Source organism: Actinomadura geliboluensis (genome assembly GCF_005889745.1).
Classification (GTDB): Bacteria; Actinomycetota; Actinomycetes; order Streptosporangiales; family Streptosporangiaceae; genus Spirillospora; species Spirillospora geliboluensis.
The window spans coordinates 1-20927 of record NZ_VCKZ01000125.1 but is presented as its reverse complement, the minus strand read 5'-3'; the positions used below and the strand labels follow the sequence as shown (position 1 = coordinate 20927).

Sequence of the window (20927 nt, the reverse complement as noted above, 5' to 3'; positions counted from 1 at the left end):
AGATGGGTATAAGAGACAGCCCTCCGGCTCCGGAGCCGGCTTGGCAGGGCGCCCCTCGTCAAAACCCGCCGCGATCACCGTGACCCGGACCTCGTCGCCGAGCGCGTCGTCGATGACCGCGCCGAAGATGATGTTGGCGTCCGGGGCGGCGGCGTTCGACACCAGCTGCGCGGCCTCGTTGATCTCGAACAGGCCGAGGTCGGAGCCGCCGGAGATGGACAGCAGCACGCCGTGCGCGCCGTCGATGCTGGCCTCCAGCAGCGGGCTGGAGATCGCCATCTCGGCGGCGGCGACGCTGCGGTCGTCGCCGCGCGCGGAGCCGATCCCCATCAGCGCCGAGCCGGCGCCGGACATCACGGACTTGACGTCGGCGAAGTCGAGGTTGATCAGGCCCGGGGTGGTGATGAGGTCGGTGATGCCCTGGACACCGGACAGCAGCACCTGGTCGGCGGCCTTGAAGGCGTCCAGCACGCTGACCTGCCGGTCGGAGATCGACAGCAGCCGGTCGTTGGGGATGACGATGAGGGTGTCGACCTCGTCGCGCAGCGTCTCTATGCCGGCCTCGGCCTGCATGGCGCGCCGCTTGCCCTCGAAGCTGAAGGGGCGGGTCACCACCCCGATGGTGAGCGCGCCGAGCGAGCGGGCGATGTTGGCGACCACGGGCGCGCCGCCGGTGCCGGTGCCGCCGCCCTCCCCGGCGGTGACGAACACCATGTCGGCGCCCTTGAGGACCTCCTCGATCTCCTCCCGGTGGTCCTCGGCGGCCTTGCGGCCCACGTCCGGGTTGGCCCCGGCGCCGAGGCCGCGGGTGAGCTCGCGGCCCACGTCCAGTTTCACGTCGGCGTCACTCATCAGCAGCGCCTGGGCGTCCGTGTTGATCGCGATGAACTCGACGCCCTTGAGACCCTCTTCGATCATCCGGTTGACGGCGTTGACGCCGCCGCCGCCGATGCCGACGACCTTGATGACCGCGAGGTAGTTCTGCGGTGCTGCCACGACGAGGGGCCTTTCCGCTCTCTCCGACCGCCCAGACCGGCCTGCCGACCGTGCCGCCGCGGTGTTCCGACCTGTGCACTGGGGGCGGGGCCGAAACCCTCACCCTCAACTTGAGGCTTACACTTATGTCAACCTGAAGACTGATACGGACAGTAGGGCGGCCTTACCGCCAGGGTCAACTAACCTCCCCCGAACTCCACCGGCGTGTCGCAGCTGGCATGGGTTTGCCCAGGTTGTCGTCGGGCCCCCGCCCGGTGCAGCGCCCGCGCGCATCGGCGTCCCCCCCTCCCCGTCCGCATCGGTCCGGCATGACCGTTCCAGCGTGCCCGATCGGGCGGCGGGAATCGCCGCGACACACGCACCCGGCCCACTTCGGGGCCTCACTTCGTCTTCAGGACCTCGGGGGAGCTGATGTCGATGGTGCGGATCGCGCGGCCGGACGCGGTGCGCCGCACGGCGTCCAGCAGCCTGACCTTCTCCTCCGCCCGCTCGGCGGCGCCCCACACGACCGTCTGCCCGTCCGCCATGTGCAGCGTGACGGCCTCCGGCCCGGTGGCCTCCACCTCGGCCACCGCGCGGCCCAGCCGCTCCGGCAGGCCGGTGAGCACGGCGAGCGCCGCGCCGGTCGCCCGGTCGGACGGCCCCGGCGAGGCCACCGTCAGCGCCGGCAGCCCGGACGGGCGCGACTCCCGGTCGGCCACCGTGACGCCGTGCCGGTCGAGCAGGTGGTAGCGCCCGTCGCGGCCGAAGACCGCCACCGGCGCGCGCTCCCGCACGACGATCCGGACCGTGCCCGGCCAGTGCCGCTCGATCCGCGCCGACTCCACCTCGCGGAGCCGCTCGACCCGCTCGGCGACCGCGCCGGTGCGCAGCCGCGCCATCGGGGTGCCGAGGTCGATCGCGGCGGCGGCGACGATCCGGTCGCGGGGCGCCAGCCCGGCGCCCGCGACCTCGACATGCCGCACCACCAGCAGCCGGGAGCCGAGCAGCACCCAGGTCACCAGGCCGAGCGCGCCGACGACCAGCAGCGTGACGAAGATCGCCTTCCACCGGTTCGGCCGGCCGCGCCCCTCCCCCGCCGCTCCGCCGGAGTCCTCCCCCGGGACGGCGTGCCGGCCGGTCCGTACCTCGGTCATGACCCAAGCTTGGCAGTTCTCCCCCCGCGCGCCGCCGACCGCGCGGCCGGCGGCGTGTCACCCGCCGAGGCGCTCCAGGACGAGCGGCCCGAGCTGCGTCACGTCCCCGGCGCCGAGCGTGATGACGACGTCGCCGGGCCTGGCCAGGGACGCCGCGATGCCGGGCACCTCGTCGCGGACGGGCGCGTACACGGTCTCGGTGCCGGCCGGGACGGCGTCCGCGACGAGCGCGCCGGTCACCCCGGGCTCCGGGTCCTCGCGGGCGCCGTACACGTCCAGCACGACCGCGACGTCGGCGCGGCCGAGCGCCGCGCCGAACTCGGCGGCGAAGAACCGGGTGCGGCTGTACAGGTGCGGCTGGAACACCGCGACGATGCGGCCGCCCTCGCCCTTCTCCCCCAGGTAGTCGCGGGTGGCCTCCAGGTCGGCAATCAGCTCGGTCGGGTGGTGGGCGTAGCTGTCGAACACCTCGACGCCGCCCGCCGCGCCCTTGCGCTCCAGCCGCCGCATCGCGCCGCCGAACGCGGCGAGGCCCGCCCGCACCGGCGCGTCGTCCAGGCCGAGGGCCCGCGCGACCGCGATGACGGCGGTGGCGTTGAGCGCGTTGTGCCGCCCCGGCACGCCCAGCACGACCTCGCCGGCGCCCTCGATCTCGAACCGGGAGCCGAGGCCGCGCGGCGTGAAACCGGTCACCCGCAGGTCGGCGCCCGCGGCCTCGCCGTAGGTGCGGACGGTCAGCCCGCGCTCCCGCGCGAGGGCGGCGAGCTCCATCGCGACCGGGTCGTCGGCGCCCGCGACGAGCGTCCCGCCCGGCTCGACCCGGTCGACGAACCGGGCGAAGTTCTCCTTCACCTTCTCGAAGCCGCCGTAGTTGTCGAGGTGGTCGGCCTCGACGTTGGTGACGACCGCGATGTGCGGGGTGTACATGAGGAACGAGCCGTCGCTCTCGTCGGCCTCGGCGACGAACACGTCGCCGGTGCCCTCGTCGGCGCCGAGGCCCGTGGTGACGAGCTGCCCGCCGATGCAGTAGGACGGGTCGGCGCCCGCGTGCTGGAGCGCGACCGTCAGCATCGACGTCGTGGTGGTCTTGCCGTGCGTCCCGGCGACCGCGACGGCGCGCCGCCCGGCCATCAGCGACGCGAGCGCCGCGGACCGGTGCAGGACGCGCAGCCCCCGCTCGCGGGCGGCGACCAGCTCGGGGTTGGACTCCCGGATCGCCGTGGAGACCACCACCGTGTCGGCCTCGCCCACGTGCGCGGCGTCGTGCCCGACGAAGACCTTGGCGCCGAGGTCGCCGAGCTGGCCGAGCAGCTCGGAGTCGCGGGCGTCGCTGCCGGACACCGCCATCCCCCGCCGCAGCATGATGCGGGCGATGCCGGACATCCCGGCGCCCCCGATCGCGATGAAGTGGACCCGGCCGAGCTCGCCGGCCGGGACCACCGCACTCGGGTCGATCAGGCTCATCGCGCGGCGCCCGCGGCGCGGACCACGTCGTACACCATGCGGGCGAGCGCGACGTCGGCGTCCCGGCGGCCCATCCGGCCGGCGGCCTCCGACATGTGCGCGACCCGGGCCGGGTCGGCCAGCACCGGCAGCAGGTGCGCGGCGATCCAGTCGGGCGACAGCTCGGCGTTGTCGACCAGCATGCCGCCGCCTGCCGCGACGATCGGCTCGGCGTTCAGCCGCTGCTCGCCGTTGCCGATCGGCAGCGGCACGTACACCGCGGGCAGCGCGACGGCGGCCAGCTCGGCGCAGGTCATGGCGCCCGCCCTGCACATCGCCATGTCGGCGGCGGCGTAGGCGAGGTCCATCCGGTCGCAGTAGGGGATCGTGACGTACTGCGGGCCGCCGGACGCGGGCTCGGGCTCCTCGGTGTTCTTCGGCCCGACGATGTGCAGCACCTGGATGCCGGCCTGCCGGAAGTACGGCGCGGCGGCCACCGCGGCCTGGTTCAGCGAGCGGGCGCCCTGCGAGCCGCCGAAGATCAGCAGCGTGGGCAGGTCGGGCAGCAGCCCGAAGTAGGAGCGGGCCTTGTCGCCCATCGCGAGCCGGTCGAGCGTGGCGATCTCGCGGCGCAGCGGGATGCCGACGAACGTCGGGTTCGGCAGCGGCGAGTCGGCGTGCGAAACGGCGACGTGCTCGGTGAACCGGGCGCCGAGCTTGTTGGCGAGGCCGGGCTTGGGGTTGGCCTCGTGCACGATGATCGGCACCTTGCGCTTGCGGGCCGCGAGGTAGCCGGGCGTGGCGACGTAGCCGCCGAAGCCGACCAGGATGTCGGCCTGGGCCTGGTCCAGGACGGCCGCCGCCGCGTTGATCGCGCCGCGCAGCCGGCCGGGCACCGACAGCAGCTGCGGGGTCAGCGTGCGCGGCAGCGGCACCGGCGGGATCAGCGCGAGCTCGTACCCCCGCTGCGGGACGAGGCGGGTCTCCAGCCCCCGCTCGGTCCCGAGGCAGACGATCCCGGTGTTCGGGTCGTTGCGGCGCAGCGCGTCGGCGAGGGCCAGGGCGGGCTCGATGTGTCCGGCGGTGCCCCCGCCGGCCAGGACAACCCTCATGCTCGTTGACAACTCCTCAGCGTGTTCGAAAGGGGGGATTTCAACGCCGTGCCAGACCCAGCCAGCTTAGAGCCCTCACGACGGGTCCGGGGCCACGTGCGGAGAGTGCCTGCCGCGCGCCGGGCTCCCGTTTGGCGAAGGCGAGCAGCATCCCGAGCGCGAACAGGCTCGGGATGAGCGCGGAACCGCCGTAGGAGACCAGCGGGAGCGGGATCCCCGTGATGGGCAGGACGGCGATGACGGCGCCGATGTTCACGATGGCCTGCACGACCAGCCAGGCGGTCACGCCGGCGGCCGCGAGCCGGGTGAAGGGGTCCTTCACCCGCCGCGCGATGCGCAGCCCGGCGTAGGCGAGCGTCCCGAACAGGCCGACGACGACGAGCGTGCCGATGAGGCCGAACTCCTCCCCCACGATCGCGAAGATGAAGTCGGTCTCGGCGTGCGGAAGGTAGTCCCACTTGGCGCGGCCCTCGCCGAGGCCGGTGCCGAACAGCCCGCCGGACGCGAGCGCGTACAGCCCCTGGGTGCCCTGGTAGTTGGTGGTCAGCTTGTTGCCCGACGGGTCGAGGAACCCCGTGAGGCGCTGCATCCGGTACGGCTCGACGACGATGAGGATCGACACCAGCAGGCACACGAGCCCCGCGATGCCGACGAACAGCCGGCCGGGCGCGCCGACGACCCACAGCAGCGCCAGGAAGATGGTGAGGAGCACCAGCGTGGTGCCGAGGTCGCTGCCCAGCATGACCAGCAGCACGAGGATCCCGGCGCCCGGCATCAGCGGCACCAGCAGCGGCCGCCACTCGGTGAGCTGGCCGAGCCGGTCCTTGCGGGCCAGCAGGTCGGCGCCCCACAGCACCAGGCCGAGCTTGGCGAGCTCGGACGGCTGGATCTGCAGCGGGCCGAGGTCGACCCAGCGGGTGGCGCCGCCCGCGCTGCGGCCGAGGCCCGGCACGAGCACCAGCCCAAGCGCGACGACCGACAGCAGGACCAGCGGGTAGGCGAGCGCGCGGAACGTCCGCACCGGCAGCCGGGACGCCAGCCACATGGCGGGCAGCCCGATCGCCATCCACACCGCCTGCTTCTGGAACAGCGTGTACGCCGAGCCCGTCGCCTGGAGCTGCTTGACGCTGGAGGCCGACAGCACCATCGTCAGGCCGAGCGCGAGCAGCATGATCGAGCAGCCCAGCACCAGGTAGTAGGAGGTGAGGGGCCGGTCGAGCAGCCCGACGGCGGCGGCCACGTGCTCGCGCGGCCCCGGACGCCCGCCGCCCTCCTCCTCGGCAGCGGCGGTCACGGCTACTCGGCCGCCCCGGCGCCGGCCGTCCCGGCGAGGCGTTCGACGGCCGCGATGAACGCCTCGCCGCGGGCCGGGTAGTTGGCGAACATGTCGAAGGACGCCCCGACGGGCGCGAGGAGCACGGTGTCCCCGGGGCGGGCGAGGGCGGAGGCTTCGTTGACGACGCGTTCCATGGCCCCAGTGTCGGTGTCGGAGACGTCGACGACGGGGACATCCGGGGCGTGTCGCGCGAGTGCCTCCGCGATCCGGTGCCGGTCGCGGCCCATCAGCACCACGCCGCGCAGCCGCGCGGCGCACGAGCGCACGAGGTCGTCGACGTCCAGCCCCTTGAGCAGGCCCCCGGCGATCCACACGACGGGCTCGTAGGCGGCGAGGGACGCGGCGGCGGCGTGCGGCTGGGTGGCCTTGGAGTCGTTGACGTAGGCGACGCCGTCGACGTCGGCGACGTGCTGGATGCGGTGCGGGTCCGGGACGAACGCCCGCAGGCCCGCGCGGACCGCCTCCGGCGGCACCCCGAAGCAGCGCGCCAGCGCGGCGGCGGCGAGCGCGTTCGCGACGTTGTGCGGCGCGTACGGGCGGACGTCGGCGAGCGCGGCCAGCTCGGCGGCGTGGTGCGCGGGGTCGTCGGTGAAGGCGCGGTCGACGAGCAGGTCCTCGACGACGCCGAGCTCGCCGGGCCGCGGCACCTGGAGGGTGAACCCGACCCGGCCGCGCACGCCCTCGGCGCGTTCGGCGAGCGCCGCGGACGTGTCGTCGTCGGCGTTGTAGACCGCGACGGCGCCCGGCGCGTAGATCTTGCCCTTGGCGCCGACGTAGGCGTCCATGGTGCCGTGCCAGTCGAGGTGGTCGGGGGCGACGTTCAGCACGACGGCCGCCTCCGGCGCGAGCGAGCTGGACCAGTGCAGCTGGTAGCTCGACAGCTCCACCGCGAGGACGTCGTACGGCTCGCTGTGCTCATCCTGGGAGGGCGACCCCCCAGACCCCCCAATGGCCTCGACAATCGGCGTCCCGACATTGCCGACCGCGAGGGCCTTGTGCCCCGCCGCGGTGAGCATGCAGGCCAGCATGCGGACCACGGTGGTCTTGCCGTCCGTCCCGGTGATGGCCAGCCACGGCGCGGCGGCCGGCCCGCGCAGCCGCCACGCCAGCTCCACCTCGCCGATGATCTCGATGCCCGCGGCGGCGGCCGCGGCGAGCAGCGGCACGTCCGGCCGCCAGCCGGGCGAGGTCACGACCAGCTCGGTGCCCTCGGGAAGGCGCTCGCCGTCGCCGAGCCGGACGGCGACCCCGCGGGCCGCCAGCTCGGCGGCGTGCCCGCGCTGCTCGTCGCCGTCGCGGGCGTCCACGATCGTGACGCGGGCGCCGCGGCCGGCGAGGACGCGGGCGGCGGCGCGGCCGGACACGCCGAGCCCCGCCACGCACACCGACAGGCCGTCCCAGGGCTCGTTCACTTCTTCGGCATCCATTCCAGGTAGAACAGGCCGAGCCCGGCCGCGGTGAACAGCGCGGACATCAGCCAGAAGCGCACGACGATCGTGGTCTCGGCCCAGCCGGACAACTCGAAGTGGTGCTGCAGCGGGGCCATCTTGAACACCCGTTTCCCGGTCATCTTGAACCCGCCGACCTGGATGATCACCGACAGCGTGATCATCACGATGAGGCCGCAGAGGATCGCGAGCAGGAACTGGGTGCGGGTCAGGATCGCGAGGCCGACCAGCACGCCGCCGAGCGCCAGCGAGCCGGTGTCGCCCATGAAGATCTTCGCGGGCGGGGCGTTCCACCACAGGAAGCCGAACACGCCGCCGAGCACGGCCGCGGCGACCACCGCGAGGTCGAGGGGGTCGCGGACGCTGTAGCAGTTGGGGGCGAGGGCGGCGGCGCAGCTGTTGCGCAGCTGCCAGTTGCCGATGATCACGTAGGCGGCCAGCACCATGCCGGCCGGGCCCGCGGCGAGGCCGTCCAGCCCGTCGGTGAGGTTCACGCCGTTGGACATGGCCGCGATGAGCAGCAGCGCCCACAGCACGAACAGGTACGGGCCGATCGAGGGGCCGAAGTCGCGCAGGAAGGACAGGTGGGGGTCGGCGGGGGTGACCTGGTAGCCGTTGGGGAAGTTCAGCGACCCGACGGCGAACACGACGCCGACGAGGATGATCCCGACCATCTTGGCGCCGCTGCGCAGGCCGAGGCTGCGCTGCTTGAACACCTTGATGTAGTCGTCGACGAAGCCGACGAGGCCGAGGCCCGTCATCAGGAACAGCACGAGGACGCCGGAGATCGTCGGCTCCTCGCCGGTGACCAGGTGCGCCGCGGCGTAGCCGACGAGCGCGCCGACGATGAACACCGCCCCGCCCATCGTGGGGGTGCCGCGCTTCTTGAGGTGCGCCTCGGGGCCCTCGTCGCGGATCATCTGGCCGTAGCCGAGCCGGTTGACGATCCGGATCCACACCGGCGTGCCGACCACCACGAAGACCAGCGCGATCCCCGCGGCGATGATGATGTTGGTCATCGGGCGGCCTCCGCCAGCAGCGCCTCGGCCACCCGTTCCAGCCCGGCCACGCGCGAGCCCTTCACCAGCACGACGTCCCGCGGCGCGAGCCGCTCGCTGAGCACGGCCACCGCCGCGCCGACGTCATCCACCTGTACGCACTCTCCCGTCCATGACGCCACCTGCCCGGCCCCTTCGGCCATCGCCGCCGCGTTCGCGCCCACCACGACGAGCCCGGCGATCCCGCTGCGCGCGACATGCTGCCCGATCTTGGCATGTTCCGCCACGGAGGCGTCGCCGAGTTCGGCCATCTCGCCCAGCACCGCGAAGGCGCGCCGCCCGCGGGCCATGTGGACCAGCACGTCCAGCGCGGCGAGCGTCGAGTCGGGGTTGGCGTTGTAGGCGTCGTTCACCACGGTCACCCCGTCGGGCCGCTCGGTGACCTCCATCCGCCACCGGCTGACCGGCACCGCCGCCGACAGCGCCCCGGCGACCGCGTCCGGCGCCAGCCCGGCGGCGCGCGCGGCGGCGGCCGCGGCGAGCGCGTTCGGGACGGCGTGCGACCCGTGCAGGCGCAGCGCGACCGGCGCCGACCCCTCCGGGGTGACGAGGGTGAACCGGGCCCGGCCCTGCTCGTCGAGCGTCTCGCCGGTCGCGCGGACGACCGCGTCCGGGCCGCGGCCGAACGTCACGACCTCGCCCCGGGTGCGGGACGCCATCGCGGCGACCAGCGGGTCGTCGGCGTTCAGGACGGCCGTGCCGCCCGGCGGCACCGCCTCGACGATCTCGCCCTTGGCGCGGGCGATGTTCTCCCGGCCGCCGAACTCCCCGACGTGCGCGGTGCCGACGTTCAGCACCACCCCGACGTCGGGCCGGGCGATCCCGGTCAGGTAGGCGATGTGGCCGATGCCGCGCGCGCCCATCTCCAGCACGAGGTGGCGGGTGCCCGCGTCGGCGCGCAGCGCGGTGAGCGGCAGCCCGATCTCGTTGTTGAACGAGCCCGGCGGGTGCACCGTCGGCCCGGCGCGGCCCACCACCTGCGCGATGAGGTCCTTGGTGGAGGTCTTGCCCGCCGAGCCGGTCACCGCGATGACCGTGAGGTCGGGGAGCCGCTCCAGCAGGCCCCTGGCCAGCCGTCCGAGCGCCTCCTGGACGTCGGCCGCGACCACGCACGGCCCCTCGACCGGGCGCTGCGCCAGCACCGCGGCGGCCCCGGCGGCCAGCGCCCCGGCCGCGAAGTCGTGCCCGTCCGCGCGCTCGCCCTTGAACGCCGCGAACAGCGCCCCGGGCTCCACCGCGCGGGAGTCGATGACCACGGGGCCGCTCACCACGACGTCCGGCGGCCCGTGAAGGGCGCCCCCCGTGATCTCCGCGATCGTCGCCAGCGGAAGTGGGATCACGCCTGCGTCCCGTCCCCTCTAGTCCCTTGTCTCCGGCTTCGCAGCGCCGCGCGGACGACCTCGCGGTCGTCGAACGGATGGGTCTCGCCCGCCACGCTCTGCCCCTGCTCGTGGCCCTTGCCCGCGACGACGACGACGTCACCGCGGCGGGCCCGGCCGACGGCCAGCCCGATCGCGGCGGCGCGGTCGGGCTCCACGACGATGTGCGCGCGCTCGGGCTGCGGCACCTTGAGCCCGCCCTCGACCATAGCGGCGAGGATGGCCAGCGGATCTTCCGACCGCGGGTTGTCGTTGGTGAAATACGCCATGTCGGCCAGCCGGGCGGCGGCCTCCCCCATGAGCGGCCGCTTGCCGCGGTCGCGGTCGCCGCCGCAGCCGAGCACCACCGTGAGCTCGCCCTCGGTGACGGGCCGCAGCGCGGTCAGCACGGCCTCGACCGCGCCCGGCTTGTGCGAGTAGTCGACGAGGGTGACGAAGTCCTGGCCCTCGTCGACGCGCTCCAGCCGGCCGGGGACGCCGGGCAGCGACCCGACGCCGCTGACGGCCGCCTGCAGCGTGATGCCGGCCTCGACCAGCGCCACGATCGCGGCGAGCGCGTTGGCGACGTTGAACGGCCCGGCGAGCCGGACCTCCGCGTCCGCCTCGATGCCGCCCGGCCCCACCACGCGGAACACGCTGCCGTCGGCGCCGACGCGCACGTCCTCGGCGCGCCAGTCGGCCGCCGGGTCCCCGGACGGGGAGAACGTCGTCGTCGGCACCGCGGCGATCTCCAGCAGCTCGCGGCCGTAGTGGTCGTCGAGGTTGACCACGCCGACGCGGGAGTACTCGGGGGTGAACAGCCGCGCCTTCGCCAGGAAGTAGTCCTGCATGGTGGGGTGGTAGTCCAGGTGGTCCTGGGAGAGGTTCGTGAACACCGCGACCTCGTAGCGGGCGCCGCCGACGCGGCCCTGCACGAGCGCGTGGCTGGACACCTCCATCGCGGCGGCGCCGACGCCGCGCTCGCGCATCATCGCCAGCAGCGCGTGCAGGTCGGTCGACTCCGGCGTCGTCAGCGCGCTCGGCACCACCTCGCCGCCCACCCGGATCTCGACGCCGCCGACCAGGCCCGTCTCGATCCCGGCGGCGCGCAGGCCCGCGTCCACCAGGAACACGGTGGTGGTCTTGCCGCTGGTGCCGGTGACGCCGATGAGCGTGATGTCCCGCCCCGGCTCGCCGTAGACCCAGGACGCGGCCTCGCCGAGCCGCGCGCGGACGTCGGCGACCACGAGGACCGGCAGGCCCGCCGCCGCGGCCCGGTCGTACCCGGCCGGGTCGGTGAGGACCGCCGCCGCGCCCGCGTCGGCGGCCTGGCCGGCGAACTGGGCGCCGTGCGCGCGGGCGCCGGGCAGCGCCGCGTAGACGTCGCCGCGGCGCACCGCCCGCGAGTCGTGCGTGATGCCCGTGACCGACGTGTCGTCCCGTCCGTCCCATTCGATCCCGAGGAGCTCCGCGAGCCCGCTCAGCGGACGGGCCGGATTGGTGGTCGGACGCATGGCTGTTCTTTCGGTGCTCGCGGAACGGGACTGGTGGGACACGGGTGGTGGACTCACAGGCGAGGAGGGTACTCGCTGCGCTCAGTCTCGGGCGTGGATCTGGATGATCGGCGGTCGGCTCCCCGTCGGCGGGATCTTCTCGGACTGCAGCGCGAAGCTCATCACGTCCTTGAAGACCGGAGCGGCCGCATCGCCACCATAGTGGCTGCCGCGCTTCGGGTTCTGCAGGACGACCTGCACGACGAGCTGCGGGTCGTCCGCCGGGGCGAATCCCGCGAAGGACGCGGTGTAGCCGCCGCCCTTGTAGCAGCCGCATCGCGGGTTGACGTTCTCGGCGGTGCCGGTCTTGCCGGCGACGCGGTAGCCCGGGATCTGGGCCTTGGGGGCGGTGCCCTCGTCGGTGGTGACGCCCTCCAGCATGTCGCTGATGTCACGGGCCGTCTTGGCGCTGATGACCTGCTTGCGCGCGGGCGCCGGCGCCGGCGTGAACGCGTCGTCCTCGCCGACGGTGCCCTCGACCAGGGTGGGCGCGACGCGGACGCCGCCGTTGGCGATTGTCGCGTACACGCTCGCCATCTGCACCGCGTTCACCGACGCGGTCTGCCCGAACGCGATCGAGTACCGGTCGGTGCCCGACCATTTGGCCGGCGGCGGCAGCAGGCCGGACGTCTCGCCGGGCAGCGGCAGGCCGGTCCGCTGGCCGAACCCGAAGTCGCGGAGCGTCCCGTAGAGCTGCTGGGAGCTGATGCTCTCGCTGGCCATGATGGTGCCGACGTTGCTGGACTTGGCCAGCACCCCTGCGAACGTGAGCCGCTCGGGCGCGTGCGGGTGCGAGTCGTGGAACTCGACGTCGTACTTCCGGATCTTGTCGGGCACGGTGTAGGGGGTGCTCTTGGTGACGCCGCCGTGCTCCATGACGGCGGCGGCCGTGACGACCTTGCCGGTGCTGCCGGGCTCGTAGGCGTTCTGGACGAGCGGGCTGCCCCACCGGGACCGGTCGGAGTCGCCGTAGCTGTTCGGGTCGAACCCGGGCGCCGAGGCCATCGCGAGCAGCTTCCCGGTGCGCGGGTCCATGACGATGACGCTGCCGCTCTCGGCGCGGGTGGCCTTGACCTGCTTCTCGATGGCCTCCTGCGCCTTGAACTGCAGGTCGCGCTGGAGCGTGAGGCGGACGCCGCGGCCGGGCACGGAGGGGCGCTTCTGGTCCTCGCCCATGGGGATGTGCTGGCCCTCCAGGCTGATCTCCACCCGCTGCCAGCCCTCGCGGCCGGCGAGCACGTCGTTCATCGAGCTCTCCAGGCCGGCGGCGCCCTTGCCCGTGTCGTTCACGAACCCTATGACGCTCGCGGCCAGCGAGTCGTTGGGGTATTCGCGGCGGTATTCCGGAAGAGTTCCGATTCCGGGGAGGTCCCAGGAGGTGATGAGCCGGGCCTGGTCGGGGCGGACCCCGTGCGCCAGGTACACGAACCGGGTGTCGGGCTTGCTGACCTGCTTCATCAGCGTCGCCGGGTTCAGGCCGAGCGTCGGGGCGAGCGCGTTCACCACCGCCTGCCGCCGGCCGTCCTCGATCAGCGACGGGTCGGCGTAGATGGCGCGCGCCTCCACCGTCATGGCGAGGGGATGGCCCTGGGCGTCGGTGATGTCGCCGCGGACGGCGGGCAGCTCGATCTCCTGCATCCGCTGCCGCATCGCCTCCGCGGTGTACTTGCCGGACTCGATCGTCTGCAGCTGGACGAGGCGCCCGGCGAACAGCGACAGCAGGAACGCGACGGCGAGCAGGCCGACGTTGAGCCGCTTCATCGGGTCGCGGCGGTTGAACGGCACGCGGGGGCGCGGCACCCGGCCCGGCGGGCGCGGCCCGGAACCGCCGGGGCGCGGCCCGCGCGGGCCGCCGCCGGAGCGCGCGGCGCTCTTGCCGGGCGCGGTGCCCGCGGGCGCCTTCTTGCGCGCGGGCCTGCCGGTGGACGCGCCCTTCGGCGGCTCCGTGCGGGACGCCGTTTTGCGGTCGGCGGCCTTGCGGCCGGCGGTCTTCCGGTCGGACGCCTTGCCACTGGACGCCTTACTACCGGCCGCCTTGCCGCTGGACGCCTTGTTACCGGGCGCCTTGCGGTCGCCCGTCCTGCCTTCTCCGGACTTGCGCGGCGTCTCGCGGCGGGGGGCGGAGCCCGTCCCGCCGCGCGCGGGACGGCGGGGCGCGCCGCCCTTGCCGCCCGGCCGTCCCGCGCCGTCGGCCCGCCCGCCGGGGGCGCGCGGAGTGCCGCCTGCCGGAGGCCCGGACGCGCGCGCCGCGCCCGGGCCGCTCTTGTCGTCCCGCCCGGCCGAGCCCCGGGAGGCCCTGCCCTCCGGCCCGCGCCGCCGGCCGGGCGGAGGGCCGGCGGCCCCGGGTCCCGGCCGTTTCGTCATGGTCTCCCCCGCTCCCCGCGGCCGCGCCGTGTCACGGCGTCCCGTTCCCGGCCCGCGCGCCGGTGCCCTGGCGCGCGCCGGTGTCGGCCGGCGGCCGCACGCCGTCGCCGGGCACCACGGTGCCGGGGACGCCGAGCACGCCCGCGGCGCCCGCCGACGCGGCGGCCGCCTGCGGGACGGGCCGGATCTTCCCGGCGCCGGGCCGGCCGGTCTCGGTGTCGAAGAAGGCCGGGTCCTCGGCCTCCTTCATGCCGAGCGCCCTGGCCTTGCGCGCCAGCCCCGCCGGCGAGCCCTCGCGGGCGATCTCCTCCTCGTACGCCTGGCGCTGCTGCTCCAGCTGCTTGTTGCTCTGCTGGAGCCGCGTCAGGGTGAACGCGTCCTTGGCGAGGACGGTGTTGAGCAGCAGCAGGCTCACCAGCGCGCCGCCGAGCAGCCCGACGATGAGCAGCACGAACGGCGCGCGCGGCGCGGGCCGTCCGGCCGCGGCCGGACGTGCCCGGACCGCCGCCTTCGCCTTCGCGCCGCCCGCCGCCTTCGCGGGCGCGGCGGCCGTGCCCTTGCCCGCCGCGGTCTTGGCCGGGGCCTTGCCCGCGGCCTTGGCCGGGGCCTTGGCCTCCGTCTTCGGCGCGGCCGCGGCGGGAGCCTTCGGCGGGGCCGTCGCCGTCGCGCCCCGCGCCGCGGGCCCCGGCGCCGCCGTCCTCTTCTTCTTCGGCGCCTTGGTCGGCGGGCGCCTGCTCGTCGTCGTCATGTCGCCTCCCGGACCCGCTCCGCGGCGCGCAGCCGCACCGATCCGGCCCGTGGGTTGGTCGTGGTCTCCGCGTCGGACGGCAGCTCGGCCCCGCGCGTCAGGAGCCGGAACCTCGGCTCGTGCTCGGGCAGCGGGACGGGCAGGTCCGGCGGGGTGGTGTCGGCCGCCTGGGCGGCGAGGACCTGCTTGGTGATGCGGTCCTCGAGGGAGTGGTAGGACAGGACGGCGACCCGGCCCCCGACCGGGAGCGCGTCCAGTGCGGCGGGCAGGGCCCGGCGCCAGCTGTCGAGTTCGCCGTTCACCTCGATGCGCAGCGCCTGGAAGGTGCGCTTGGCCGGGTTGCCGCCGGTGCGGCGGGTCGCGGCCGGGATGGCGGTGCGGACGAGGTCGGCGAGCCGGCGGGTGGAGTCCAGCGGGGCGCGCTCGCGCTCGCGCACGATGGCCGAGGCGATCCGCTGGGCGAACCGCTCCTCGCCGTACTCGCGCAGGATGCGGGCGAGCTCGGCGGGCGGGTAGCCGTTGACGACCTCGGCGGCGGTGAGGCGCTGGGTGCGGTCCATCCGCATGTCGAGCGGCGCGTCGTAGGAGTAGGCGAAGCCGCGGTCGGCCTCGTCGAGCTGCGGGGAGGACACCCCGAGGTCGAACAGGACGGCGTCCACCGCGCGCACGCCGGTCCGGCGCAGCACCGCCGGAATCTCGTCGTAGACGGCGTGCTCCAGCGTGACCCGGTCGCCGAACGGCGCGAGCCGGCGGGCGGAGCGCTCCAGCGCGAGGGTGTCGCGGTCGAGGCCGATCAGCCGCAGCCGCGGCACGGCGCGCAGCATCGCCTCGGCGTGGCCGCCCATGCCGAGCGTGGCGTCCAGGTAGACGGGGTCGCGGCCCGTCACCGCCTCGGCGGCGGGGACGAGGAGCTCGAGGATGCGGCAGAGCATCACCGGCACGTGGCCGCTGCCGGCCCCCCGGTCGCCGGCGGGCACGCCGGCCTCCTCGGACGCGTGGTCGCCCACGTCCATGGTTCACCCCCCTGTACTGCCACTTCGCTCGCGGACTGCGTGGCATCGCCGGACCTGACCGTTCCGCGCCCCCGGCGGCGGCCTCGCCCGGCCAGGTCCCCATCCGCTGCCCTAGAGGAAGATCACCGCGTTTCCGCGGGGGGTCGCCGTCTGGCACCGGGGAAGCTGCGCCAGCTGGCTCGGAGAGCGGCTGGAGACCTGGCCGAACGTGGGCCATAGCCGGTCAACGGACCGACGAGTCATTCGCTCAGAGGATCCCTGGCAACACCTCCTCCGAGACGTCGGAGAACGTCTGCTCCTCCTGCTCCAGGTAGGTCTCCCATGCCTGGGCGTCCCAGATCTCCAGGCGCGTGTTGGCCCCGATGACCGCGCAGTCGCGGGTGAGCCCCGCGTACTTGCGCAGGGGAGGAGGAATCGTGACGCGGCCCTGCTTGTCCGGTACCTCGTCGGAGGCACTGGCGAAGAAGACCCGGCTGTAGCTCCGGACCGCCTTCTCCGTGACCGGCGCGGCACGCAGAGCCTCGGTAATCCGCTGGAACTCCGCCATGGGGAAGACGTACAGGCAGCGTTCCTGGCCCTTCGTGATCACCAATCCCCCCGACAGCTCCTCGCGGTACTTCGCCGGCAGGAACAGCCGTCCCTTGTCGTCGAGGCGCGGTGAATGGGTGCCGAGGAACACCGGCCCCACCTCCCGCGCCGCATGGGGTGCTACCGCCCCCACGGCGCCCCACTCTACTCCACTCTTCCCCACCGTCAACAAGAAAAACACCTCCCACGGACGAATTCCGCGCGCGAAACCGCAGGTCAGAGAGGGTGGTGTGAGGTGGGGCCCGCCGGCGCCCCCACCGCGCGCCGGACCGGCCGCGGGCACCCGCCGCCGCGGTTCCGGGCGCCGCGGGGCGCGGTGGATGATCGTGGTGGAGCGAAGTGGCGGACGGCGACCGGCGTGCGCTGTCCGCCCCGTGCAGCACAATGGGCTCGCGTTCCCCATGAACATCGCGGCGGGCGTTCCGACGACGTACTGTCGGGTGGGACGGCTGAGGAGGGTTTGGTGGCAGTAGGCACGCACGGAGAGTCGTTCATGGAGACCGACCCACCGGCTCCCCACCCGGCCCGGCGGCGCGCCTCGGGAGGCGAGGGGTCCGGCCGCGGGCTCGACGGGCTCGCCCATGTCGCGAACAAGATCCGGGACGCGGTGGAGTCGGTCATCGAGGGCAAGCCCTCGGTGGTGCGGCTCGCGCTCACGGTGCTGCTGGCGGAGGGGCACCTGCTGATCGAGGACGTGCCCGGGGTCGGCAAGACGATGCTGGCCAAGGCGCTCGCGCGCTCGGTCGACTGCTCGGTGCGGCGCGTCCAGTTCACCCCGGACCTGCTGCCCAGCGACATCACCGGGGTCAGCGCCTACAACCAGGAGCTGCGCGAGTTCGAGTTCAAGCCGGGCCCGGTGTTCGCCAACATCGTGGTCGGCGACGAGATCAACCGGGCGTCCCCGAAGACGCAGTCGGCGCTGCTGGAGTGCATGGAGGAGCGGCAGGTCACGGTCGACGGCACCACCTACGCGCTGGAGCCGCCGTTCATGGTGATCTCCACGCAGAACCCGGTGGAGATGGAGGGCACCTACCCGCTGCCGGAGGCGCAGCGCGACCGGTTCACCGCCCGCATCTCGATGGGGTACCCCGACGCCGCCGCCGAGATGGAGATGCTCGACACGCACGGCCAGGCGTCCCCGCTCGACCGGCTCGCCCCGGTCGCGCACGCCGCCGACGTCCGCGACCTCATCGAGGTGGTGCGGCGCCAGCACGTCGCGCCGGCCGTGCGGCAGTACGCGATCGACCTCGTCTCCGCCACCCGCAAGCACCCCGAGCTGCGGCTCGGCGCGTCCCCCCGGGCGACGCTGCACCTGGTGCGGGCGGCGCGCGCGTACGCGGCGCTCGACGACCGCGACTACGTCGTCCCCGACGACGTCCAGGAACTCGCCGTCCCCGTCCTCGCGCACCGGCTGCTGCCGACGCCGGAGGCGCAGGTGGAGCGGCGCCGCCCCGAGCAGGTCGTCGCCGAACTGGTGAAGCGGCTGCCGGTGCCCTCCCCCGGGAAGTGACCCGTGCGACGCGCGCTCGCCGGCCTCACCACGCGCGGGCGGTCCTTCGTGGCCGCCGGCGCGACCGCGATCGTGTGCGCGGTCGTCCTCGGCGAGCGCGACCTGCTGCGGGCCGGGGTCCTCGTGCTGGTGCTGCCGCTGCTGTGCATGCTCGCCGTGTCGCGGACGCGGTACCGGCTCGCGTGCGCGCGTCGGCTGGAGCCGGCGCGGCTGCCGGTCGGCCGGGAGTCCCGCGTCGACCTGCGGCTGGAGAACGTGTCACGGCTGCCGAGCGGGCTGCTGATGGTGGAGGACCGGGTCCCCTACGCGCTCGGCGGCCGGGCCCGGTTCGTGCTGGAGCGGATCGAGCCGCACGGCTCCCGGCAGCTCGGCTACCGGATCCGCTCGGACGTGCGCGGGCGCTACCGCGTCGGGCCGCTGACGGTCCGGCTCGCCGACCCGTTCGGGATGGTGGAGCTGGTGCGCTCGTTCAGCCTGTCCGACACCCTCACCGTGACGCCCGCGATCGTCCCGCTGCCGCACAGCCGGCTGTCGGGCGCCTGGACGGGCGGCGGCGACAGCGTCGCCCGCGCGGTCTCCGCCGCCGGTGAGGACGACGCCGCCCCGCGCGAGTACCGGCACGGCGACGACCTGCGCCGCGTGCACTGGCGGTCCACCGCCCGGCACGGCGAGCTGATGGTCCGGCGCGAGGAGCAGCACTTCCAGAGCAGCGGGACGCTGTTCCTCGACACCCGCCGCACCGCGCACTGGGGCGAGGGGCTGAGCGGCACGTTCGAGCAGGCCGTGTCGGCGACCGCGTCGATCGGCGTGCACCTCGTCCGCACCGGGATGAGCCTGCGGTACGTCACCGACGCCGGTGAGGCGCTGCCGGCCGCGCCGTCCGAGGGCGCGTTCGAGGGGCTGCTGCTCGACGCGCTCGCCGTGGCGCACCGGTCCAAGGGCGGGTCGCTGTCGGCGGGCCTGACCGCGCTGCGCGGCGGCGGCGGCCGGGAGGGCGAGGGCCTGGTGGTCGCCGTGTTCGGCACGCTGACCGCCGCGGAGGCCCGCTCGGTCGCCGAGGTGCGGGGCGGCACCGGCACGCGCGTCGCGGTGCTGGTCGGCGGCGGGCCCGCCGCTCCGGCGGACGGCGCGGCCCCGGACGCGGCGGCGGGGCTGCTGCGCGCGGCGGGCTGGCGCGTGCTGCCCGTCCGGACCGCCGCCGAGCTCGCACAGGCGTGGACGACCGCCGGCAAGGCCGGCGAAGACTTCGTCAGGGACGGTGCATGAGGATCCGGATGACGGCCATGGCCGGGCTGGCGACGCTCGCCGGCTCCTTCGGCCTCTACCCGCTGTTCGAGCAGGCCGGCTGGTTCTGGGCTGGGTTCGGCGCGGTGCTCGCGGTCGCCGGCGGCGGGATGCTGTCCCGGCGGCTGCGGCTGCCCGCGCCGATGAACCTCGTGTTCGGGCTGGCCGCGCTGCTGCTCTACCTCGACCTCGTGTACGCCGCCGACAAGGCGTGGCTGGTGTTCGTGCCGTCGCCGGAGTCGCTGCGGCACCTCGGCGACCTCGCCGCGGACGGCTGGCAGGCCGCGAACCGGTACGCGGCACCGGTCCCGCCGCTGCCGGGCATCGCGATGCTGACCGCCGCCGGCATCGGGCTGGTCGCGACGCTGGTCGACCTGCTCGCCGTCCGGCTGCACCGCACCGCGCCCGCCGGGCTGCCGCTGCTGGCCATGTACAGCGTGCCCGCCGCGGTCCGGGAGGACGGCGTCGGCTGGCTGGCGTTCGGCGCGGGCGCGCTCGGCTTCCTCGGCCTGCTGATGGCCGACGCCCGCGAGAAGGTCGGCGGATGGGGCCGGACGGTCACCACCCACCGGCGGCCCCGCGAGGTCCCGCTGGCCGGCGCCGACCCGGGCCCGGCCGAGGGCGCCGCTCCGCCCGACGCGACGCCGCTGGCGGTGAGCGGCCGCCGGATCGCGGTCGGCGCGGTCGCCGTCGCGGTGCTGCTGCCGGCCGCGGTGCCGGGCCTGGAGCCGCGCGGCATGTTCGGCCTCGGCAACGGCGGCAACGGCGGCACCCGCACCGTCACCACCCCCGACCCCCTCGTCAGCCTGAAGCGGGAACTGACCCGGCTGGACGACTCGGTCGTCCTCACCTACCGGACCGACGACCCCGACGGCCCCGACTACCTGCGCCTGTACGCCCTGGACCGGTTCGACGGCGACCGCTGGACCTACAGCCCCCTGAAGAGCAGCGGCAAGGACAAGGTGGCGGTCGGTCGGGCGCTCCCGCCCCCGCCGGGGCTGACCATGGGCCGGATGCACAAGGTGACCACCCAGGTGCGGGTGCGTCCCGAGGTCAGGAACATGACGTTCCTGCCGGTGCCGTACGCGCCGACCAGCGTGGCGATCAAAGGCGACTGGCGGGTGCACGCCTCGTCGCTGATGGTCTACTCGCTGCGCGACTCGGCGGGCGGCCGCTCCTACACCGTCGAGAGCCTGCGCGCCGACCCGACCAGCGGGCAGCTCGCCGCCGCGGCCGGCTACCCCGACGACATCGTCGCGCACTACACGGCGGTCCCCAAGAACATCCCGCAGGAGGTCAGACAGCTGGCCGAGCAGGTCACCGCCGGGTCGTCGACCGCGCTCGCGCAGGCCATCCGGCTGCAGAGCTGGTTCACCGTCGACGGCGGGTACACCTACGACCTGTCCGCGCCGGCGCCGCAGCACAGCAACGACCTCGTCGAGTTCCTGCTGCGCGGCAAGCGCGGCTACTGCGAGCAGTACGCCGCGTCGATGGCGCTGCTGGCCCGGATCCTCGGCATCCCGTCCCGCGTCGCGATGGGGTACACGCCGGGCAGCGAGGTCCGGCCGGGCGAATGGGTCGTCCGGTCGCGGGACGCGCACGCCTGGCCGGAGCTGTACTTCCAGGGCACCGGCTGGGTGCGGTTCGAGCCGACGCCGGCCGGCGCCGCCGGGCAGGGCACCGCCGTCGCCCCGTCCTACAGCCAGCCCGCCGTCAGCAGCGGCGGCGGGAGCGACAGCGCGGGCGCGCAGACGCCGGACAGCTCCGCCGCCGCCGGCGAGGCCACCGCGGCGCCCGGCGCGGGCGCCCGCCACCGCAACGACGAGGGCCCCGGCGGCGCCACCACCGCGCAGAACGACGAGGAGGACGGCTCCAGCGCCGTCCCCTGGCTGGCGGGCGCGGCGCTGGTGCTGCTGCTGATGGCCGTCCCGATGACACTGCGGATGATCACCCGCCGCCGCCGCTGGGCCGCGCTGGCCC

At 74.7% G+C, this 20927-nt stretch carries 16 protein-coding genes; 3 read left to right on the top strand and 13 right to left on the bottom strand.

The window, feature by feature from the left end; genetic code table 11:
* The 13 genes from ftsZ to mraZ all read right to left on the bottom strand — a co-directional run.
* The coding region (gene ftsZ, locus ETD96_RS18500; protein ID WP_138637707.1) for a cell division protein FtsZ at nt 1-996 on the bottom strand (996 nt) is incomplete at its 3' end.
* A gap of 380 nt (nt 997-1376) precedes the next feature.
* Nucleotides 1377-2132, bottom strand: coding sequence for a cell division protein FtsQ/DivIB (locus tag ETD96_RS18495; RefSeq protein ID WP_240807815.1), 756 nt, complete (start codon nt 2130-2132; stop codon nt 1377-1379).
* A gap of 57 nt (nt 2133-2189) precedes the next feature.
* Entirely contained in the window at nt 2190-3596 is a 1407-nt protein-coding gene (murC, locus tag ETD96_RS18490) for a UDP-N-acetylmuramate--L-alanine ligase (protein ID WP_138637706.1), read from the bottom strand.
* The gene (murG, locus tag ETD96_RS18485) at nt 3593-4687 is read right to left on the bottom strand and encodes an undecaprenyldiphospho-muramoylpentapeptide beta-N-acetylglucosaminyltransferase (protein WP_138637705.1); all 1095 of its coding nucleotides are present in this window, start codon (nt 4685-4687) and stop codon (nt 3593-3595) included. Before murG ends, murC begins: the two co-directional genes overlap by 4 nt.
* Before the next feature lie 40 nt (nt 4688-4727).
* Nucleotides 4728-5981 carry a putative lipid II flippase FtsW gene (ftsW, locus tag ETD96_RS18480; RefSeq protein WP_138637704.1) on the bottom strand — a complete coding sequence of 418 codons (1254 nt, stop codon included), beginning with the start codon at nt 5979-5981 and terminating at the stop codon, nt 4728-4730.
* Between the two features lie 2 nt (nt 5982-5983).
* A complete protein-coding gene (gene murD, locus ETD96_RS18475; protein WP_138637703.1) occupies nt 5984-7450 on the bottom strand; it encodes a UDP-N-acetylmuramoyl-L-alanine--D-glutamate ligase in 1467 nt (488 codons plus the stop codon).
* Entirely contained in the window at nt 7432-8490 is a 1059-nt protein-coding gene (mraY, locus tag ETD96_RS18470; protein ID WP_138637702.1) for a phospho-N-acetylmuramoyl-pentapeptide-transferase, read from the bottom strand. Before mraY ends, murD begins: the two co-directional genes overlap by 19 nt.
* Nucleotides 8487-9869 (bottom strand): UDP-N-acetylmuramoyl-tripeptide--D-alanyl-D-alanine ligase, encoded by a 1383-nt coding sequence (locus ETD96_RS18465; RefSeq protein ID WP_138637701.1) that lies wholly within the window; start codon nt 9867-9869, stop codon nt 8487-8489. Before ETD96_RS18465 ends, mraY begins: the two co-directional genes overlap by 4 nt.
* Nucleotides 9866-11401, bottom strand: coding sequence for a UDP-N-acetylmuramoyl-L-alanyl-D-glutamate--2,6-diaminopimelate ligase (locus tag ETD96_RS18460; protein ID WP_138637700.1), 1536 nt, complete (start codon nt 11399-11401; stop codon nt 9866-9868). Before ETD96_RS18460 ends, ETD96_RS18465 begins: the two co-directional genes overlap by 4 nt.
* An 81-nt stretch (nt 11402-11482) precedes the next feature.
* Complete coding sequence (locus ETD96_RS18455; protein ID WP_449201638.1) at nt 11483-13201, bottom strand: peptidoglycan D,D-transpeptidase FtsI family protein; 1719 nt, start codon at nt 13199-13201, stop codon at nt 11483-11485.
* A 634-nt stretch (nt 13202-13835) separates the two neighbouring features.
* Nucleotides 13836-14552, bottom strand: a complete 717-nt coding sequence (ftsL, locus tag ETD96_RS18450; protein ID WP_138637698.1) for a cell division protein FtsL — start codon at nt 14550-14552, stop codon at nt 13836-13838.
* Nucleotides 14549-15565: a 16S rRNA (cytosine(1402)-N(4))-methyltransferase RsmH gene (gene rsmH / locus ETD96_RS18445; RefSeq protein ID WP_138637697.1), complete on the bottom strand. Its 1017-nt coding sequence runs from the start codon at nt 15563-15565 to the stop codon at nt 14549-14551. The genes ftsL and rsmH overlap by 4 nt, the downstream gene beginning before the upstream one ends.
* Nucleotides 15566-15812: 247 nt before the next feature.
* Nucleotides 15813-16244: a division/cell wall cluster transcriptional repressor MraZ gene (gene mraZ / locus ETD96_RS18440; protein ID WP_089324294.1), complete on the bottom strand. Its 432-nt coding sequence runs from the start codon at nt 16242-16244 to the stop codon at nt 15813-15815.
* Nucleotides 16245-16616: 372 nt separating this feature from the next.
* On the opposite strand from mraZ, the gene ETD96_RS18435 reads away from it, so the two are divergent.
* The 3 genes from ETD96_RS18435 to ETD96_RS18425 all read left to right on the top strand — a co-directional run.
* Nucleotides 16617-17663 (top strand): AAA family ATPase, encoded by a 1047-nt coding sequence (locus tag ETD96_RS18435; RefSeq protein WP_240807813.1) that lies wholly within the window; start codon nt 16617-16619, stop codon nt 17661-17663.
* Between the two features lie 3 nt (nt 17664-17666).
* The gene (locus tag ETD96_RS18430; protein WP_138637696.1) at nt 17667-18929 is read left to right on the top strand and encodes a DUF58 domain-containing protein; all 1263 of its coding nucleotides are present in this window, start codon (nt 17667-17669) and stop codon (nt 18927-18929) included.
* A partial coding sequence (locus ETD96_RS18425; RefSeq protein WP_240807811.1) for a transglutaminase TgpA family protein occupies nt 18926-20927 on the top strand: 2002 nt, incomplete at its 3' end. The genes ETD96_RS18430 and ETD96_RS18425, both read left to right, overlap by 4 nt.